This is a genomic window from Gordonia sp. ABSL11-1 (assembly GCF_030315685.1).
Classification (GTDB): Bacteria; Actinomycetota; Actinomycetes; order Mycobacteriales; family Mycobacteriaceae; genus Gordonia.
On sequence record NZ_JASXSI010000038.1, the window covers coordinates 1 to 16,902 of the forward strand.

Annotated in this window: 14 protein-coding genes and 1 pseudogene; 4 read left to right on the forward strand and 11 right to left on the reverse strand. The window is 67.4% G+C overall.

Translation table 11 applies throughout. The features are described 5' to 3' along the window. The 6 genes and pseudogenes from QSJ19_RS25090 to QSJ19_RS25115 form a co-directional block, all read right to left on the reverse strand. Positions 1 to 604, reverse strand: a pseudogene (locus QSJ19_RS25090) (thiolase family protein); the annotation flags it as partial. A gap of 132 nt (positions 605 to 736) precedes the next feature. Further along, the gene (locus QSJ19_RS25095; protein ID WP_286323772.1) at positions 737 to 2,299 is read right to left on the reverse strand and encodes a ferredoxin--NADP reductase; all 1,563 of its coding nucleotides are present in this window, start codon (positions 2,297 to 2,299) and stop codon (positions 737 to 739) included. Continuing rightward, positions 2,296 to 3,174 (reverse strand): FAD:protein FMN transferase, encoded by an 879-nt coding sequence (locus QSJ19_RS25100; RefSeq protein WP_286323773.1) that lies wholly within the window; start codon positions 3,172 to 3,174, stop codon positions 2,296 to 2,298. Before QSJ19_RS25100 ends, QSJ19_RS25095 begins: the two co-directional genes overlap by 4 nt. Positions 3,175 to 3,181: 7 nt before the next feature. Then, entirely contained in the window at positions 3,182 to 3,646 is a 465-nt protein-coding gene (locus QSJ19_RS25105) for an FMN-binding protein (RefSeq protein WP_286323774.1), read from the reverse strand. A 76-nt stretch (positions 3,647 to 3,722) separates the two neighbouring features. Further along, the gene (locus QSJ19_RS25110) at positions 3,723 to 5,552 is read right to left on the reverse strand and encodes a substrate-binding domain-containing protein (RefSeq protein WP_502876344.1); all 1,830 of its coding nucleotides are present in this window, start codon (positions 5,550 to 5,552) and stop codon (positions 3,723 to 3,725) included. 34 nt (positions 5,553 to 5,586) lie between these two features. After that, entirely contained in the window at positions 5,587 to 6,024 is a 438-nt protein-coding gene (locus QSJ19_RS25115) for a type II toxin-antitoxin system Rv0910 family toxin (RefSeq protein WP_286323776.1), read from the reverse strand. Between QSJ19_RS25115 and QSJ19_RS25120 the strand changes: the two genes are divergently transcribed. Further along, on the forward strand, positions 6,002 to 6,613 hold the full coding sequence (locus QSJ19_RS25120; protein WP_286323777.1) for a DNA-3-methyladenine glycosylase: 612 nt from the start codon (positions 6,002 to 6,004) through the stop codon (positions 6,611 to 6,613). The two genes, QSJ19_RS25115 and QSJ19_RS25120, sit on opposite strands and share 23 nt — an antisense overlap. Before the next feature lie 99 nt (positions 6,614 to 6,712). Here QSJ19_RS25120 and QSJ19_RS25125 read toward each other — a convergent pair whose 3' ends face one another. Genes QSJ19_RS25125 through QSJ19_RS25135 form a run of 3 tightly spaced genes read right to left on the reverse strand, consistent with a single transcriptional unit; the run spans position 6,713 to position 10,656 of the window. Then, a complete protein-coding gene (locus tag QSJ19_RS25125; protein WP_286323778.1) occupies positions 6,713 to 7,000 on the reverse strand; it encodes an antitoxin in 288 nt (95 codons plus the stop codon). Between the two features lie 9 nt (positions 7,001 to 7,009). Beyond that, positions 7,010 to 9,478, reverse strand: coding sequence for an HAD-IC family P-type ATPase (locus tag QSJ19_RS25130; RefSeq protein ID WP_286323779.1), 2,469 nt, complete (start codon positions 9,476 to 9,478; stop codon positions 7,010 to 7,012). Continuing rightward, positions 9,475 to 10,656: an MBL fold metallo-hydrolase gene (locus QSJ19_RS25135; protein ID WP_286323780.1), complete on the reverse strand. Its 1,182-nt coding sequence runs from the start codon at positions 10,654 to 10,656 to the stop codon at positions 9,475 to 9,477. The genes QSJ19_RS25130 and QSJ19_RS25135 overlap by 4 nt, the downstream gene beginning before the upstream one ends. Before the next feature lie 225 nt (positions 10,657 to 10,881). On the opposite strand from QSJ19_RS25135, the gene QSJ19_RS25140 reads away from it, so the two are divergent. The 3 genes from QSJ19_RS25140 to QSJ19_RS25150 are packed head-to-tail and all read left to right on the forward strand — an operon-like array spanning position 10,882 to position 14,031. Continuing rightward, entirely contained in the window at positions 10,882 to 11,493 is a 612-nt protein-coding gene (locus tag QSJ19_RS25140) for a TetR/AcrR family transcriptional regulator (protein WP_286323781.1), read from the forward strand. Further along, positions 11,477 to 12,733 carry an alanine racemase gene (locus QSJ19_RS25145; RefSeq protein WP_286323782.1) on the forward strand — a complete coding sequence of 419 codons (1,257 nt, stop codon included), beginning with the start codon at positions 11,477 to 11,479 and terminating at the stop codon, positions 12,731 to 12,733. The genes QSJ19_RS25140 and QSJ19_RS25145 overlap by 17 nt, the downstream gene beginning before the upstream one ends. Next, positions 12,721 to 14,031, forward strand: coding sequence for a D-arabinono-1,4-lactone oxidase (locus QSJ19_RS25150; protein ID WP_286323783.1), 1,311 nt, complete (start codon positions 12,721 to 12,723; stop codon positions 14,029 to 14,031). Before QSJ19_RS25145 ends, QSJ19_RS25150 begins: the two co-directional genes overlap by 13 nt. Here QSJ19_RS25150 and QSJ19_RS25155 read toward each other — a convergent pair. Together QSJ19_RS25155 and QSJ19_RS25160 are read right to left on the reverse strand one after the other, a co-directional pair. Then, positions 14,009 to 15,124, reverse strand: coding sequence for an XdhC family protein (locus QSJ19_RS25155; RefSeq protein WP_286323784.1), 1,116 nt, complete (start codon positions 15,122 to 15,124; stop codon positions 14,009 to 14,011). The two genes, QSJ19_RS25150 and QSJ19_RS25155, sit on opposite strands and share 23 nt — an antisense overlap. A 53-nt stretch (positions 15,125 to 15,177) precedes the next feature. Then, a complete protein-coding gene (locus QSJ19_RS25160) occupies positions 15,178 to 16,890 on the reverse strand; it encodes a purine-cytosine permease family protein (RefSeq protein ID WP_286323785.1) in 1,713 nt (570 codons plus the stop codon). Between the last annotated feature and the right edge of the window lie 12 nt (positions 16,891 to 16,902).

Genomic DNA, 16,902 nt, shown 5'->3' on the forward strand with positions numbered 1-16,902 from the left:
CTTAGTCGGTGACGATGGCCTCCTCGAGAACCATGTCCTGGCCGTTGAAGGTGCGTACCTCCTTCGGCGGTGGGCGTCGACCGCACGCCGATGCGAACGGACGGCGAGTTCGTCTTGTTCTGTCCGTCCGATGTCATAGCGCTTGCGCAGGTTCTCGGCGGTCTCGATCATCCCGCCCGGCACCGGATGGCTGTCGCCGCCGGCAGTCAGACGGCCGCGGTCGAGGCGATCCATCAACTCGACACCGCCCTGTCGGATTCCGGTCCGCAACCCCACCGCGTAGTGCTCGACATTCGACATCGATTCCGCACCACCGGCGATGACGAGTCGTGCACCGCCCGTGGCGACCTGCGCGGCACCGTTGAGCACCGCCTGGAGCCCGGAACCGTATCGACGGTCCACCTCCCATCCCGGGTACTCCGACGCCGAGTCCGGCGTCGAGGGCCGCGATACGACCGATGGCCGGGGACTCCCCGTTGGCATACCCCTGCCCGAGGATGACGTCGTCGACGTCGCCCTCACCCAGCCCGGTGCGCGCGGTCAGTTCGCGCAGCAGACCGGTGGCCAGGTCAGTGACGGGCAGTGCTGCCAGCGCGCCACCCATCCGACCGACGGGCGTTCGGAGTGGCGAGCAGATGACGACACCGGTTCCAGAGCTCACGCCTCCCGGACGCCCGCCGTTTCGCTGACCGTGTCCAGAATCGCGCCGACCGTGTCCAGATCAGGTCAGCCGCGATCAGTAACCGAGGAACGCGTCCGTATGCACCCGCCAGAACTGCAGACGGGTTGACGGATCGATGCGTCGGACGACACCGGCCGTCGACCTGACGAACCCCGGGCTCCCCGAAATGTAGAACTGTGACGGCCGTTGGGCGCCGACCAGGTTCCGAATCAGGTCGTCGTCGACCCCGTCAGCACCCGCGCCGGTCTCCACCACATGCACCGACGCCCCCGATTGACGCGCTGCATCGAGCATGTCGTCATACACGCGACGATCGGCGCCCCGGACGACGTGGATCACGGTGAACCGGCCGAGGTCGCCGCCGATCGACATCGCCGACATGAGCATCGAGCGGAAGGGAGTGATCCCGATCCCGGCGGCGAGCAGGATGATCGGCGTGTCCGGCCTCGACCTCCGGAGGACGAAGTCGCCTCCGGAGGAATCCAGATACAGCCGTCTGACGTCTCCGTCGATCAGCGCCCGCTTGACGTGCGACGGCGTCTCGCCCGTCGTGAACGCGAACCGGACCTCGTCGGCGCCGGGTGCCTCGGCGTACGAGAACACCCGTCTGGATCGGTGCCAGAGTGGACGCGACCATGCGGGGGCGCTCAGCAGGGCCCACTGCCCCGGCGCGAAGGAGAGCGAGGTGGGCGCGACGAGGATCAGCTCGTAGGTGTCGTCGGCGATGAGCTGGGCCCGATCGGCGGGAAACCGGGCCCGATCGGCGAAGGTGAGAGACACTCGGCCCGACGGCGACCGCGTCGCCACCCGGACGACGAAGGCATACAGCGAGCCGACGAGCAGTGCGATCTCGGGGACGAACTCGATGCTGAACGCGTCGGAGACCGGGATCGACACCTGCCAGTACATGAGGACACCGACGACGGCCGCATAAACGAGCCGGTGCAGACGCGTGGTCGGCGAGCTCAGGGGTTCCGGCAGCATGATCGCCGCGACGAAGAACGTCGGGCTCGAGATGTACCAGAACTGCAGCGACTGACCGCCTTCGGCCAGTTCGAGCACCCCCATGCTCGCCAGCGATGCGAGCAGGAAGACGACGACCAGCCGCCATTCGCGCAGCGCAGTCACCAGCAGCACACCGATCACCATCATCGGGATCAGCAGCGGTTCCGCCGCGATCCACCAGATCGGGTATCCGATCCCGCCGACCTCGGCGTAGGCAAGCGCATACACGACCACCGCCCCCGCGACGGCCGGATTGACGATCAACCGACGACGCCATGCCAGAACATATTTCGACGCCGCCGCGGCCACCGCGCCGACCGCGACCGTCAGCGCGGTCTCCCGGTCGCTCACCCCGGGCAGGATGAAGAACAGGATGAGGCCGGTGATCAACCAGGAATCCGCCCCGGGCGGGACACGGACGACGGCCGCGCAGACATACGTCACCGCACCGCTCACCGTGACCGCGATCAGCAGCGACAACGCCAGTTGACCTGGTGTGAAAGCGAATTCGTCGTCGGTGGCCGACACCACGAACGACGCGACGGCCAGCGCGACCAGTGCGAGCAACACGGCACGATGCGAGGTCAGCCAGCTCGGGATCACGCGGTTCACAGGAACAACTCCAGCCCTGGGATGTCGGTGTGCTCGACGCTCCCGTTGCGTCGGATGGTCACGTGATGGAACCCCGCGGCGTGAAAGTCGAAGTCGGCGCGCAGGATCGACGCCGGGGTGAAGAACAGCGCAGTCGCCAGCCCGTCGGCGGTCATCGTGTCCGGGGCGATGACCCAGGTCGCCAACACCTCCCGTGCGGGCGAGGCGGTCCGCGGATGGACGATGTGATGCCAGTCCGCCCACGCGCGCCGATTGGCCGCCGAAGCACAGATCGCACCGGCACTCAGCTCGACGACACCGACGGCCTTGGTCGGGTCGAGCGGATGCTCCAACGCGATCCGGACCGGACTGTCGGACACGATCCGCATGTCCCCGCTGCCGTCGACGATGTAGGCACAGACCTCGTCGTCGAGGATCGACGCCACCCGGTCGACCGCGAAACCCTTTCCGGCAGCACCGACGTCGAGGAGGGCGGGGGTACGGATGTCGAGGACACCATCGTGGGATGCCAGCACCTCCTCCCACGTGGGAGCGGGCCGGATCGTCGTCTTCGGCGACAGCGTGCTGTCGGCGTCGTATCCGGCGTCGTCGAGCATCTGCCCTACCATGGGTGTGACCGCCCCGCCGGTGAGTTCGTAGAGCCGCCGATACCAGTCGACGAGTGGCTGATCGGACTGTGCGATCGGATACGAGCCCGCAGTGCAGGCCATCTCGGCGACCTGCGAGTCGTCACGGAACCTCGACCAGGTGCGGTCGATACGTTCGAGCTCGTCGAGGACCTTGTGCTGCAACGCTTCCGGCAGCGGCTCCGGGGTGGTGATCTCCCACCGCGTGCCGAGCGCCTCGAAGTCCCAGTCGTGGGCGGTCGGCGTCACCGTGGTGTCAGGCCCGGGCCTGGGTCTTGATCTGGTCGATGGCGTCGTCGAAACCGGTCGACGTCAACGACGATCCGGCCACCTTGTCGACGTCGATCTCATCGATGCTCTTGCCGATCACCAGCGCGTCGATCCCACTCGCGAACTTGCCCTGGAACTCCTTCGACGTCCCCTTGGTCTGGCTCGTGTCGAGGCTCAGTGCGGTGATCACATTGTTCGACAGGGTCACCGTGACGCCGACCTGCTGCGGCCCGCCGGGTGAGACGTAGTTCCCGGTGGCCGAGTACTCCCCGTCCTTGTACGTGTCGTCGGCGGCGTCGTCCTCGGCGCTCGTGGCGGCGGCGGCGGACTCGGTCACCGTCGTCGAGGAGTCCGACGAGTCATCCGAGCCACAGGCGCCGGCTACGAGCCCGACGGTGGCGAGTGCCGCGGCGACGCCTACGGTCCGATTCAAGGGAGTTTTCCGGGTCATGTGTCCGATTTTGCACGACGACAGAACTGACGACCACTCCGAACGCCGATCGACAGGTAATCCTCAGGTGAACAGGTCAGCGGCCGGCGGCCGCGATCCTCGCCTGGATGGCGTCGACGAACACGTTCTGGATGTCACTCGGGGTCTTGGCGACGTAGGTCGTCCCACCGGTGGCGTCGGCGATCGCCTTGAGCGCGTCGGTGTCCGCGTCCTCGGAGATGCCGATCGTCAGGACGAGGACGGGGCGAGCCGGGTCCTCGAGATCTTTCAGATCCGCCAGCAACTCATCGAGTCCGATGCTGTTCGGATCCTCGTTCTGCCCGTCGGTCATGATGATGACCGAGTTCGAGTAGTTGGGGTCGTAGCTGTTCTGGACCTCTTTGAATGCCGCAAGGGTCGTGTCGTAGAGGCCGGTGCCGCCGCCGAGCTGCGACGGGGACAGACCCTGCCGCACTGCGCGCGCCAGCTCCTCACGATGGGTGCCGCCGTTGACCGCAGGCGCGTCGAGACGCCGGATCGGCAACATCCACTTCCAGTCCTGGCTCGGCCCTCCCTTGTCGATGCTGAACGCCCAGCCGCCGATCTCGGAGTTGTTCGGGAACAGCTTGAGTCCTTGCATCGATGCATCGATGAGCAGTCCCGCGCGGGTGGTGCCACCGGCCGGAGCGGCCATCGACCCCGACGTGTCCTCGACGACGAGCGTGCGGATGGGTACACCGAGGACCTGCCACTGGCGGATCGCCTTGTCGACCTCGGTGGGGTCGTCGAGCCCGAGGACCTTGACCTGCCCGACGCCGGCGCCGTCCGGCAACGGTGCGCCCTCGGCATTGCGGTAGCCGGCTCCGTTGAGGGCCTTCTGTCCGTCGGCCGAGCTCAACCTGTCGACCAGGGTCTTGCCCGCCTCGGCGGCGACGTCACGTCGCGCCGACGACGCGGTGTTCACCATCGGGTAATCCAGCATCACGGTGCCGTCGGCGGGCACCGATGCCTTGAGTTCCGATCCCGGATGTGTCTTCGTGAACAGCAGATACTGCTGCTCGGTGGTGATCACCGGGACGTCGGAGGTGTTCGCCAGATTGAGTCGGGTGCCCTCGTTGTCGTTGGCCAGACGGGCGTTGTTCTGCTGGACGGCCAGAACTGTCATGGCCTCGGTCAGCTGTCTCTCGCTGAGGTTCTTGTTGTTCACCTCGGCGAGCGCGCCGACGATGGGTGCGTCACCGGTGCTGGTGTCGATGGGGCTACCGGTGCGCAGGTCCGGCAACTTCATGACGTCGACCCAGCTGCCGACCTCCGGGACGTCCTTGCCGGCGACGACGGTCGGTGACGTCGCGATCGACGGCGCGACCAGGTTCAGATCCTTCCGCACCTGGGTGGTGACCCGGCGGGCCTGGATCTGCGAGTCGGACACCCACAGGTCCGGGGTCTTGTCACCACTGGTCAGCTGCCCGGGCACCTCGGCACCTGCCACGCCGTTCACGTCGTAGTCGAAGCACGAGTCCTCGGAGGCCTGCTGTGCGACGGTGCGCAGCGCGCCCGTCATCGCGGGATCGGAGGCGATGGTGACCGATTCACGATCACCGCAGCCGACGGCGCCGGTACGCCACAGCACGACGCCGGTGACGAGGGCCGCGACGACGATCAGCGCGGCCACACCCCACAGCCAGCCGCCACGTCGGCCGGTGGATACGCGCCGGTGTTCGAACCCGAATCCGTCGTCGGCACCGCCGCGTCTGCCGTTGCCACGGGCCGCCCGGGCATCGATCGGACCGCTCGCAGGCATGTCGATCGGACCCGTGCGCGAGGCACGTTGCGGCCCGGTCTGTTCGGCCCCCACCTGTCGCTGCGGCCCGGTACCCGATCGATCCGCGCCCTCCGGCCGATCAGCGCCTGAACTGTGACGCCCCATCGCCGTCCCCCCTGTTTGCTGCCCCGTTGTGAATTCAGCTGTAGACCTCGCGGAACGTCGACAACGACTTCCGCAGATCCCCGGATACCGCCATGGCCGCGGCCTTGCCCGCGGGCCCGATCAACGGCAACCCACCCAGATCAACAGTGAAGGTTACTGTCGAACCATCGTCTTTGGGAACAATGCCCAACTCGAGCTTGGCCTTGACCCCGCCCTTGCCGTTCCCCTTCAGACGCACCTGCTCGTACGGACGGTACTTCTCGATCGTCCACTCGAACCGGATGCGGGTTCCCTTGACCTTGACAACCGACGCCAGCTTGACGCCCTCGGCGAGCTCGTCCGCCGTCGGCACCGTCGAGCGCCAGCCGTCGTGGAGCACCAGCCACTCGGAATAGCGGGTCAGATCCGACGCCGCCGTCCAGGTATCTTCGACAGACAGGTCCACATCGATGGAGTCACTCGTCTTGGCCATGGTCAGTGAGCCTAGCGTCAGCGCTGATGCGCGAGCCCTGCTGGGCACCGTTCTGGTCGGTCACGGCGTCGCGGCACGGATCACCGAGGTGGAGGCGTACGGCGGTCGGGACGACCCTGCATCGCACGCCTACACCCGCACCCCGAGGTCGGAGATCATGTACGGACCGGCGGGGCGACTGTATGTGTACCGAATCCATGGTCATTTCTGCGCCAACGTCGTGACCGGTCCCCGCGAGCAGGGGTCGGCGGTGCTGATCCGCGCCGGAGAGGTCCTCGACGGTCTGGATCTGGCCCGCCGACGACGGCCCACGTCGAAGGGCGATCGTTTCCTGGCACGGGGCCCGGGCAATCTCACCCGCGCCCTCGGCATCACCATGGCCGACCTCGACAGCGATCTCGACGGCGGGGCGCCGGTCTGCCTGCTGCGGTCACGGGCACCAGACCGTCGATCGGTCAGTGCGGGCCCCCGCGTCGGTGTGCGACTGGCCGCCGACGTCCCGTGGCGATTCTGGATCACCGACGATCCGACCGTCTCCGCGTACCGCCGTCACGCGCGTGCCGGGGCCAGCCCGGCCAAGGGATCGTGACGCGCCTCCGCTGGCACTCCGGGGCTCCTCAGGGATCACAACAGATACATCACCCGATCACTGAGAAGCGAGCGTGCGTGCGTCACGAAGGGCGTACCACTACTGCGGCGGATTGTCCTTCGGTGCTTCAGGTTTCGGTGCTTCGGGTTTCGGTGCTTCGGGTTTCGGTGCTTCGGGTTTCGGGGGCGCGGGATTGCCGGGCGCGGGATTCTGCTGCGGGGCGTCCTGCGCGCCGACAGCCTTCTTCACCGCGTCCTGCGCCTTGTCGACGTGGGAGGAGTACTTGCCCTTGGTCGCCTTGTCGATGGCGTCGCCACCCTTGTCGATCAGACTCGGGTTGCCCTTGAGCGCAGCTTTGGCCTTGTCCACCAGCCCTTTGAGATCCATGGCCCGAGTCTAGGCCATCTCACGATCCGTGCGCCGGGCCGCAATCCGCGGGACGACGCGGGAGACCGCCTCGACCGCGACGATGCCGACGGCAGCGGAGATGAACGCCACCGACAGCATCTGCATGTTCGACGAGTCCAGCTTGAACATGTGTTGCGTCCACGGCCAGGCGAAGATGATGACGTAGGCCGCGGCCGAGACGGCGATCAGCACGACCTTCCACCACGTGTACGGACGGGCCACGACGGCCAGCACGTAGAGCGCGACCGCGATCAGGGTGATGAGGGTCGCGGTCGCCGCCTGTGTCTGCACCGGGCTCAGATCGACGGCATCCTTCGACCCGATCTCGACGCCGGCGCCACCCGGATTGACGATCACGTACGTCACGAATGCACAGAGGCCGACGATGATCCCGTTGGGCACCGCCTGCGACAGCACACGTCGGACGAATCCCGACCGCGCCCGTTCGTTGTTCGGTGCCAGGGACAGGATGAACGCCGGGATACCGATGGTGAACCAGGCCGAGATGGTCACGTGGATCGGCTGGAACGGATAACTCAGCGACCCGTAACCGAAGAGCTCCCCGAACAGGCCGCCGAGTCCGACGAACAGCGCGAGCAGGACGGCGTAGACGGTCTTGGTGAGGAACAGGTTCGAGACCCGCTCGATGTTGCCGATCACCCGGCGGCCCTCGCCCACCACGTACGGGAGGGTCGCGAACTTGTTGTCCAACAACACGATCTGCGCCACCGATCGCGCCGCTGAGCTGCCCGAACCCATCGCGACGCCGATGTCGGCGTCCTTCAGTGCGAGCACGTCGTTGACGCCGTCCCCGGTCATCGCCACCGTGTCGCCGACGGATTGCAACGCCTTGACCATGGAGCGTTTCTGATCAGGACGGACCCGGCCGAAGGTCACACCGTTGTCGATGACCTCGGCGAGTTCACGTTGGTCGGTCGGCAGCGAGCGCGCGTCCACCGACGTCTCGGCGGAGCCCAGTCCGAGTGACGCCGCGACCGCCCCCACCGACGTCGCGTTGTCGCCGGAGATCACCTTGACGTCCACCCGCTGACTGGCGAAGTACTCCAACGTGTCCCGCGCGTCGGGCCGCACCCGCTGTTCGAGCACCACCAGTGCCACGGGGACCGCGGAGCCGGGCGCGACCGCACCGGGCGCCGGCTCGGTGTCGACCGGCACGTCGGTCCGCGACAGCAGCAGGACACGAAGCCCGGTGGCGCCCAGCTCGTCTGCCATCGCCGCAGGCTCGCTGTTGGGGTCGAGCAACACGTCGGGTGCGCCGATCAGCCAGTTGCCCACGTCGTGGCCCGCGCTGTCGCGGAACGACATCCCGCTCCACTTCTTGGCCGACGTGAACGGCTCGACGGCACTGACCGACCACGCGGGCGGTGTGGGATGGGCCTCGGCCAGCGCCAGCATGCTCGCGTTCGGCCGCGGGTCGTGCGCGGCCAGCGAGGCCAGGACGTCGTCGAGGTCGGGCTGCGGGTCGTCGGCCACCGAGCGGATCTCGGACAGGCGCATGCCGTTCTCGGTCAGCGTGCCGGTCTTGTCGGCGCAGACGACGTTCACGCGCGCCAGACCCTCGATCGCCGGCAATTCGTTGACGAGGCATTGGCGTTGGCCGAGCCGGACGACACCGACCGCGAATGCGATCGAGGTCATCAGGACCAGGCCCTCCGGGACCATGGGCACGAGCGCGGCGACCATGCCCAGCAGGGATGCACGAATCCCGTTCTCGCTGATGAACAGCTGGTTGACGATCGTCAGCACGCCGGCCGGGATGAGCAGCCAGGTGATCACCTTCAGGATCTGGTCGATGCCCGATCGGAGTTCGGAGGAGACGAGCGTGAACTTGGACGCCTCCGAGGCCAGTTGCGCTGCGTACGCCTCCGCTCCGACCTTGGTGGCCCGGTAGGCGCCGGAGCCGGCGACGACGAAACTCCCGGAGAGGATCGGGTCACCTGGCGCCTTGTCGATCGGGTCGGCCTCACCGGTGAGCAACGATTCGTCGACGTCGAGGGCGAGCGCCTCGATCACCTCACCGTCGACGACGACCTGATCGCCGGCACCAATCTCGATGATGTCGTCGAGTACCACCTGATTCGGCGGCAACGCGACGACCTGACCGTCACGTCGCACCATCGGTTCGGTCTGACCCACGATGGCGAGCTTGTCGAGGGTCCGTTTCGCCCGGATCTCCTGGATGATGCCGATGCCGCTGTTGGCGATGATGAGCAGTCCGAACAGCCCGTTGATCAGCGAGCCGGTCGAGGCGACGATGGCGAACAGGACACCCAGGATCGCGTTGATCCGGGTGAAGACGTTCGCGCGGACGATGTCGGCGACCGAGCGGCCGGACCGATCAGGCAGATCGTTGACCTTGCCAGCCGCGACGCGCTCGTCGACCTCCGCCCTGCTCAGACCCCGATTGCTCGCGGTCTCCTCGGACAGCTGGGTCACGCGGATGCCTCCCACCACGCAGGATTCCGCATCGCGGTGCCCGTCCGGTGGACGACGTCGACGCCCCCGCCCGGCGGCGGCACGACGACCGTCGACGTATTCGCCTCCGCCGACGGCAGCAGCCGTGCGATGGGGTCGGCCCAGGAATGACGGGCCAGGTTGAAGGTCCCCCAGTGGATCGGGATCATGACGGCGTCGCGCACCCGGTCACCGGTGAGCATCCGGTGCACGGCGATCGCCTCCTCGGGGTTCACGTGCACCTCCGGCCACAGCGGGTCATAGGCACCGACGGCGATGAGCGTCAGGTCCACCGGGCCGACCCGTGTGGTGATCTCCTCGAACCGGTCGGAGAACCCGGTGTCGCCGGAGAAGAACATGCGATGCGACGGCCCCGCCACCACCCAACTCGACCACTGGGTCAGGTTGCGGCTCAGGCCACGGCCCGAGAAGTGTCGCGCCGGGCAACACGTGAACGTCAACGACGTGCCACCGACGACGATCGTGCGCTCCTCCCACCAATCGGCCTGCTCGATGCGGTCGGCGGCGATCCCCCACGCGATGAGATGGGCACCGACACCGATCGCGGTGACGAATCGCGTGTGCGGCGCACGCTCGGCGAGATCGACGACAGTCGCCATGTCCAGATGGTCGTAGTGGTCGTGACTGATCAGCACGACGTCGACCGGGGGGAGGTCCGCGACGCTCGCGGGCGCGGCGTGCATGCGGGCCGGACCCACGAGCTGCGACGGGGAGCAGCGCGCGCTGAACACCGGATCGGTGAGGATCCGCACGCCGTCGAGTTCGACGAGGACCGACGCGTGACCCAGCCAGGTGGCCCGGAGGTCGCCCGCCTCCTCGGCGAAGTCCGGTCGCAGCACCTCGACCGGCCGACGCGGGCGACCAGGTCTGCGGGCCATGTCGAGCACCACCCGGAGATCGGCGTCGACCTGGGGCTCGGCGGGTTCCAGATTGCGGAAGGCGCCGTCCCGCTCGTAGGGCGAGCCGATGGTGAAGCGTCGGATGTCGGCGCTGTCGGCGCCGAGCGCCCGCGCGGCCGGAAGGCCACGCCGGGCGAGGCCCGCGGTCAGGACGTCGGCCGCGGAGATCCCGGCCGTGGCCAGCGTCGATGCAGCGCGCTGGGCCAGTTGCGTACTCGTTCGGCCGGTCGTCGAGGTCACGGACTAAAGAGTAATGCTCGACGGTGTCGGGTGACCGCGATCGGGGTGTGTCGGAGGCGTCGATGTCGGGCGCGACAGCTCCCCGGGACCGCCCGCGGACGCACCGGACAATTCACCCGGCCAACTCACATACCCGCAGTTACATGCACTGATAGGCTTCGGCGAACATGTTCACCGCATGTGCAGGTCACATGTCGGCATGGGGGTAGTCCGAAGTTGGCACGAATGTCAGTCCACGAACGTCGATCGGCGCTCATCGAAGCCGCGTACCGCGTGATCGCCGATCACGGTGTCGAGGGTGCGACCACGCGGCGGATCTGCGCGCACGCGAACATGCCGCTCGCGAGTTTCCACTACGCGTTCGACAGCCGAACGGCGCTGCTGTGTGCCGTGATGGACACCGCCGTCCCGTCCGACATCAACCGGATGCTCGAGTCGATCCTGCCGATGGTGGTGGACGAGGGACAGGGCCGCGAGGCGATGCAGAAGAACATGCGCTCACAACTCGAGGCGTTCTACTCGCTGCTCAAGGCTGATCCCGGTCGTATGCAGGCGACCATCTCGCTGGGCATCTACGCGCACAACCATGCCGAGTTGCAGCGCGTCGGCAAGCAGATGTACGAGCGGCTCTACGAGGTCGCCACGCTGGGTCTCGACGCCTCGGCGCAGCGCGCCGCCGTCCGATGGCGTACGCCGGTGGAGAGCCTGGGCCCGGTCATCATCGCGGCGACCAACGCCATCACCCTCACGTATCTGAGCACCTCCGACGACGACGCCGTCGGCACGATCATCGAAGCGTCGACCGCCGCGCTGATGACCTATGTCACCGAGGACTGACCGGCCGATCTGGGAATCCGACCCTGCGCAGTACTGGACGGGATTCGACGACGCGGTGCGCGCGGCGGGCCTCGACGGGCCGGTCCTGGCGCTCGACCGGACCGCCCTGCGGCACAACATCGCTGACCTCCGCGCCCGCGCAACGGGTGTCCCGATCCGGGTGGCCAGCAAGTCGTTGCGGGTGCGATCGGTGATCGAGACGATCCTCGGACTCGACGGGTTCGCGGGTGTACTCGCCTTCGATGTCGACGAAGCACGATGGCTGGCAACGGCTTCCGACGTCACCGATGTCCTGCTCGGTTACCCGTCGGTGCGGCGCGGGGCGCTCACACGACTGCTCTCCGACGACATCGCGCTCAGGCGCGTCACCCTCCTCATCGACGACATCGACCAACTCGACATCATCGACGCGCTCGCCTCCCCCACCCGGCGACCGGTCATCCGGGTCGCGATCGACCTCGACGCCTCGACCCGACTCGCCGGAGGCCGTGTGCATCTGGGCGTCCGACGCTCACCGGTGCACGACCCGTCGGAGGCACTCGCGCTCGCCCGTCACATCGACGGACGCGCGGGATTCCGGTTGGCCGGCGTCATGTCGTATGAGGCACAGATCGCCGGACTGGCCGATCACGTCGCTGGTAAACCCCTCCGCAACAGAGCGATTCAGATGATGCAGCGGCGCTCGATGGACGAACTGCGCTCTCGGCGCTCCGCTGCCGTCGCGGCGATCCGCTCGGTGGCCGACCTGGAGTTCGTCAACGGTGGCGGCACCGGGTCACTCGAGGCCACGGCGCAGGACGACTCCGTCACCGACATCGCCGCCGGCAGTGGCTTCTTCGGCGGACACCTGTTCGACGGGTACGCACACTTCCGGCCCGCGCCCGCGATGGCGTTCGGGCTGGACGTCGTGCGGCGCCCCGCGTCGGGGATGGTGACGTGTGCCGGCGGCGGCTGGATCGCATCCGGACCTCCGGGCACCGACCGGTTACCCACGCCGGTGTGGCCGATCGGATTACGCTACGTCGGCACCGAGGCCGCCGGCGAGGTGCAGACTCCGCTGCGCGGCACGGCAGCGGACGGACTCTCCGTCGGCGACCGGGTCTGGTTCCGGCACACGAAGTCCGGCGAGGTGTGTGAACGGTCGACGACGGTCGCGGTGATCGACCGAGACGAGTCGGGCGCACGCGTGGTCGTCGACACGGTGCCGACCTACCGTGGTGAGGGGAAGTGCTTTCTGTGACGTGGCGGAACTGGGGTGGAACCGAGGTGTGCGCGCCCAGTGCGACCCTGTGTCCGACCTCCGCCGACGACGTGGCTGCGATCGTCGTTCGGGCCGCCGACGACGGGACAACCGTCAAAGCAGTCGGATCCGGGCACAGCTTCTCCGGAGCCGCCGTGACGAGCGGTGTGCACGTCGACCTCTCCGCACTACGTGGCCTGACGGGTGTCGACGCCGACGCGCGGACGGTGAGCCTCGCCGCGGGCACACGACTGCACGAGATCCCCGACCTGCTGGCCCCGCACCGTCTCGCCATGGCCAACCTCGGCGACATCGACCGACAGACCGTCGCCGGCGCCACCTCGACCGGCACCCACGGCACCGGACTGCAATTCGGGGGTATCAGCACGCAGATCGTCGGCGCCACACTGGTGACCGGGACCGGGGACGTCGTCCGGCTCTCGAGCGACGACGTGGAACTCGATGCGGTCGCCCTCGGGTTGGGGGCCCTCGGCATCCTCACCGACATCACGCTCCGATGCGTCCCGGCGTTCGGCCTCCGCGCGGTGGAGACCACCGGTTCCGCCGACGACGCGATCGACGGCTTCCTCCACCGGGTCGCGGCGCATGATCATCACGAGTTCTACTGGTTCCCGCACACCGATTGTGCCCTGCTGAAGGCGAACACCCGGCTCGACGGGGACCTACCACCGGATGGTCCCGGCCGACTCCGTCGTTACGTCGACGATGAGCTGCTGAGCAACAAGGTCTTTCGCGCGCTGTGCGAGGTCGGCGCTCGCGCGCCGTGGGCGGTGCCCGGCATCGCCCATCTGTCGGGACGTGCATTGTCGGGGCGGACGTTCACCGATTCGTCGACCCGGGTGTTCGTGTCGTCGCGGACGGTGCGCTTCCACGAGATGGAGTACGCGATCCCGCTGGACTCGGTGCCCGACGCGATGCGTGAGATCCGTGCGATGATCGCTCGCCGACGTCATCGGGTGAGTTTCCCCGTCGAGGTACGCGCGGCAGCCGCCGACGATCTGATGCTCTCCACCGCGACCGGCCGGAACTCCGGCTACATCGCGGTCCACCGCTACCATCGCGACGACCCGACCGACTCCGCCGCCTACTTCCGTGACGTCGAGCAGATCCTGACCGCGTACGACGGCCGCCCGCACTGGGGCAAGATGCACACCCGCGACGCCGAACAGCTGCGCGCCGGGTATCCCCGGTTCGACGAGTTCCTCACCGTCCGTGATCGTTTCGACCCCGGCCGGGTCTTCGCCAATCCCTACCTCACTCGGACCCTCGGGGTGTGAACGGTCGGGCATCGAGCCGATGAATCGGCCCGCGGAGCTCGCGTAACGATCTCCCCGAACCGCCGTTGCGTTCGGCGATCAGTTGCGCGGCGATCGAGATCGCCACCTCCTGCGGACTGTGCCCACCCAGATCGAGCCCCAGAGGCGAACGGACGCGGCCGATCTGCTCGTCGGCGACCCCCGCTTCGACGAGCCGGCGCATCCGATCCCGATGCGTCTGACGGGAACCGAGCGCACCGACGAATCCGACAGCACCCGCGAGTGCGGCGGCCAGCGCGGGGACGTCGACCTTGGCGTCGTGGGTCATCACGCACACCACCGTCGTCGAACCTGTTCTGCCGGAGGAGATCTCGTCGGAAAGATAGCGATCCGGCCAGGCGACGACGACGTCGTCGGCGTCGGGGAAGCGTGCTCTCGTGGCGAACACCGGACGCGGATCCACGACCGTGACATGAAATCCGAGCGTCGCGCCGACAGTTGCGAGGGCACGGACGAAGTCGTTGGCGCCGACCAGGATGAGTCGTCGGGCGGGGGCGAAGGTCTGTACGAACGTGCGGGGCCGAGCGGTGCCGGGCGGCGGGCTCTCGGTCTCGTCGACGCCGACGATTCCGCTGCGCCCCTCGGCCAATCGATCGGCGACGTCGGCGTCGAGTCCCTGCCACGGCTCGTCGTCGTGCGGGTGGGTCAGACGCCAGTCGGGATGGGTGGTCAGCGTCGTCGCGAGCGCGACCGGGCGGTCGTCGTCGAGAGCCGAGATCAATTCGGCGAGTGGGGCGATGCGCGAGTCGTCGACACGTTCGACGAAGATCTCGATCTCGCCGCCGCAGGTCAGTCCGATCGCGATGCCGTCGGCATCCGTCGTCCCGAAACGTTCGGTCACCGCGTGTCCCGTCCGCAGGACGTCGGCGGCGGTGTGGACGACCGCCGAGTCGATGCACCCGGCCGACAGAGAGCCGATGATGTCGCCGTCGGCGGTGACGGCCATCGCGGCGCCGAGTTGTCGCGGCGCGGGGCCGCTGGTGGACACCACACGCGCCAACGCCGCCGGACCGTCGGCGAGACGATCCAGCAGCGTCGAGGCGAGGTCACGCATGGTCCCAGTGTCCCAGAGTCCGGCCCGATCGGCCGGATCCCGGGACCATGCGACTAGGTCGCGGGCTGGGCCGGCAGGACGTGCTCACCGGTCTTGTCACAGGAGAGTGCCAGCGAACTGATGTACTGCTTCTCCCCGTTCGGTCCGGGTACCGCCGAGGCGATCATGTCCGGACGTTCGAAGTCGATGCCGGTGACGCAGCAGGTCAGTCGCACGTCGGTCGGGTTGCCGTGCTCGTCGTACATCGGGATGTCGATGCCGTCGTCGGTACGCCGCAGGTAGTACTTGCCCTTGGTGGCGATGGCGATGATCGGCGGGAGAACCAACGCAAGCCCCAGGGCCACCAACGGCGAGTACGGCTGGATGGCGTCACCGAAGACGTGGAAGTACACCATGATCGACACGGCACCGGAGACGATCACCGACACGAACCCGACGGGGTTGACGTTGTAGAGCATTCCGCGACGGAACTCGGGCTGCTTCGGGGAGATCTTCAGCAGGTACTTGTTGATCGCGATGTCGGAGGCGACCGTCACGATCCAGGCGATCGCCAGGTTGGCATAGAAGTTCAGCAACTCGTTGAGGAAGCTGAACATGTTGGCCTCCATCAGCACGATCGCGATGGCGACGTTGAAGACCAGGAACACAAGGCGACCCGGGTAGGTCTTGGTGACGCGGGTGAAGCTGTTCGTCCAGGCCAGCGATCCCGAGTACGCGTTGGTGACGTTGATCTTCACCTGGCTGATCACCACGAGGATGACGGCCAAGGTCAGGGCCAACCAGTGCGGCATGAACTCTTCGTAGATCGCGAGGAACTGATGGACCGGCTCGTTGGCGACACCGGCCTGTTCGGCGAAGTTCATGATCAGATACACCGCCAGGAACAAACCCACGACCTGCTTGATCGCGCCGAAGATGACCCAGCCGGGACCGGCGGTCAGTACCGCGGTCCACCACTTGCGGCTGTTCTCCGGGTTCTTCGGCGGCATGAATCGGAGGTAGTCGATCTGCTCGGCGATCTGGGCGATCAGCGAGAGGCAGACACCGGCGGCCAGCATCGTGCCGGCGAACGAGACACCGTGTCCTGCTTGCCCATCCGTGCCACCGCTGAAGGAGAGGAAGTCGCCGATGGCGTCCGGATGCCTGATCACGAGGTAGAGGAACGGTGCCACCATCATCAGCAGCCACAGCGGCGTCGTCCACACCTGCAGCTTGGCGAGGGTGTTCATTCCATAGATGACCAACGGGATGATCAGCACGGACGACAGCAGATAGCCCAGCCACAACGGGATACTGAGTCCGAGTTTGAGTCCCTGCGCCATGATCGAGCCCTCGAGGGCGAAGAAGATGAAGGTGAACGAGGCGAAGATGACGTTCGTCAGCACCGACCCGTAGTAACCGAATCCGCTTCCGCGAGTGATCAGGTCGAGGTCGATGTTGAACCGGGCCGCGTAGTACGACAGCGGGTACCCGGTCAGCATGATCACCACGGCGAAGAACAGGATCCCCCAGAGCGCGTTGCCAGTGCCGTTCGCGATACCGATGTTGGCGCCGATGGCGAAGTCGGCGAGATAGGCGATGCCGCCGAGGGCGGAGATCGCGACGACTCCCGGACCCCACTTGCGGTAGCTCCGCGGCGCGAACCGCAGTGTGTAGTCCTCGAGCGACTCACGCGCCGCCGCGGCCTGCGCACCGGTCGCGATGATGCTGTGCTCCGCATTCTCGATATCGCCGACCCCGTCGGCGATACTCGTCTCTTTCGACATGCGTCTCCCTCG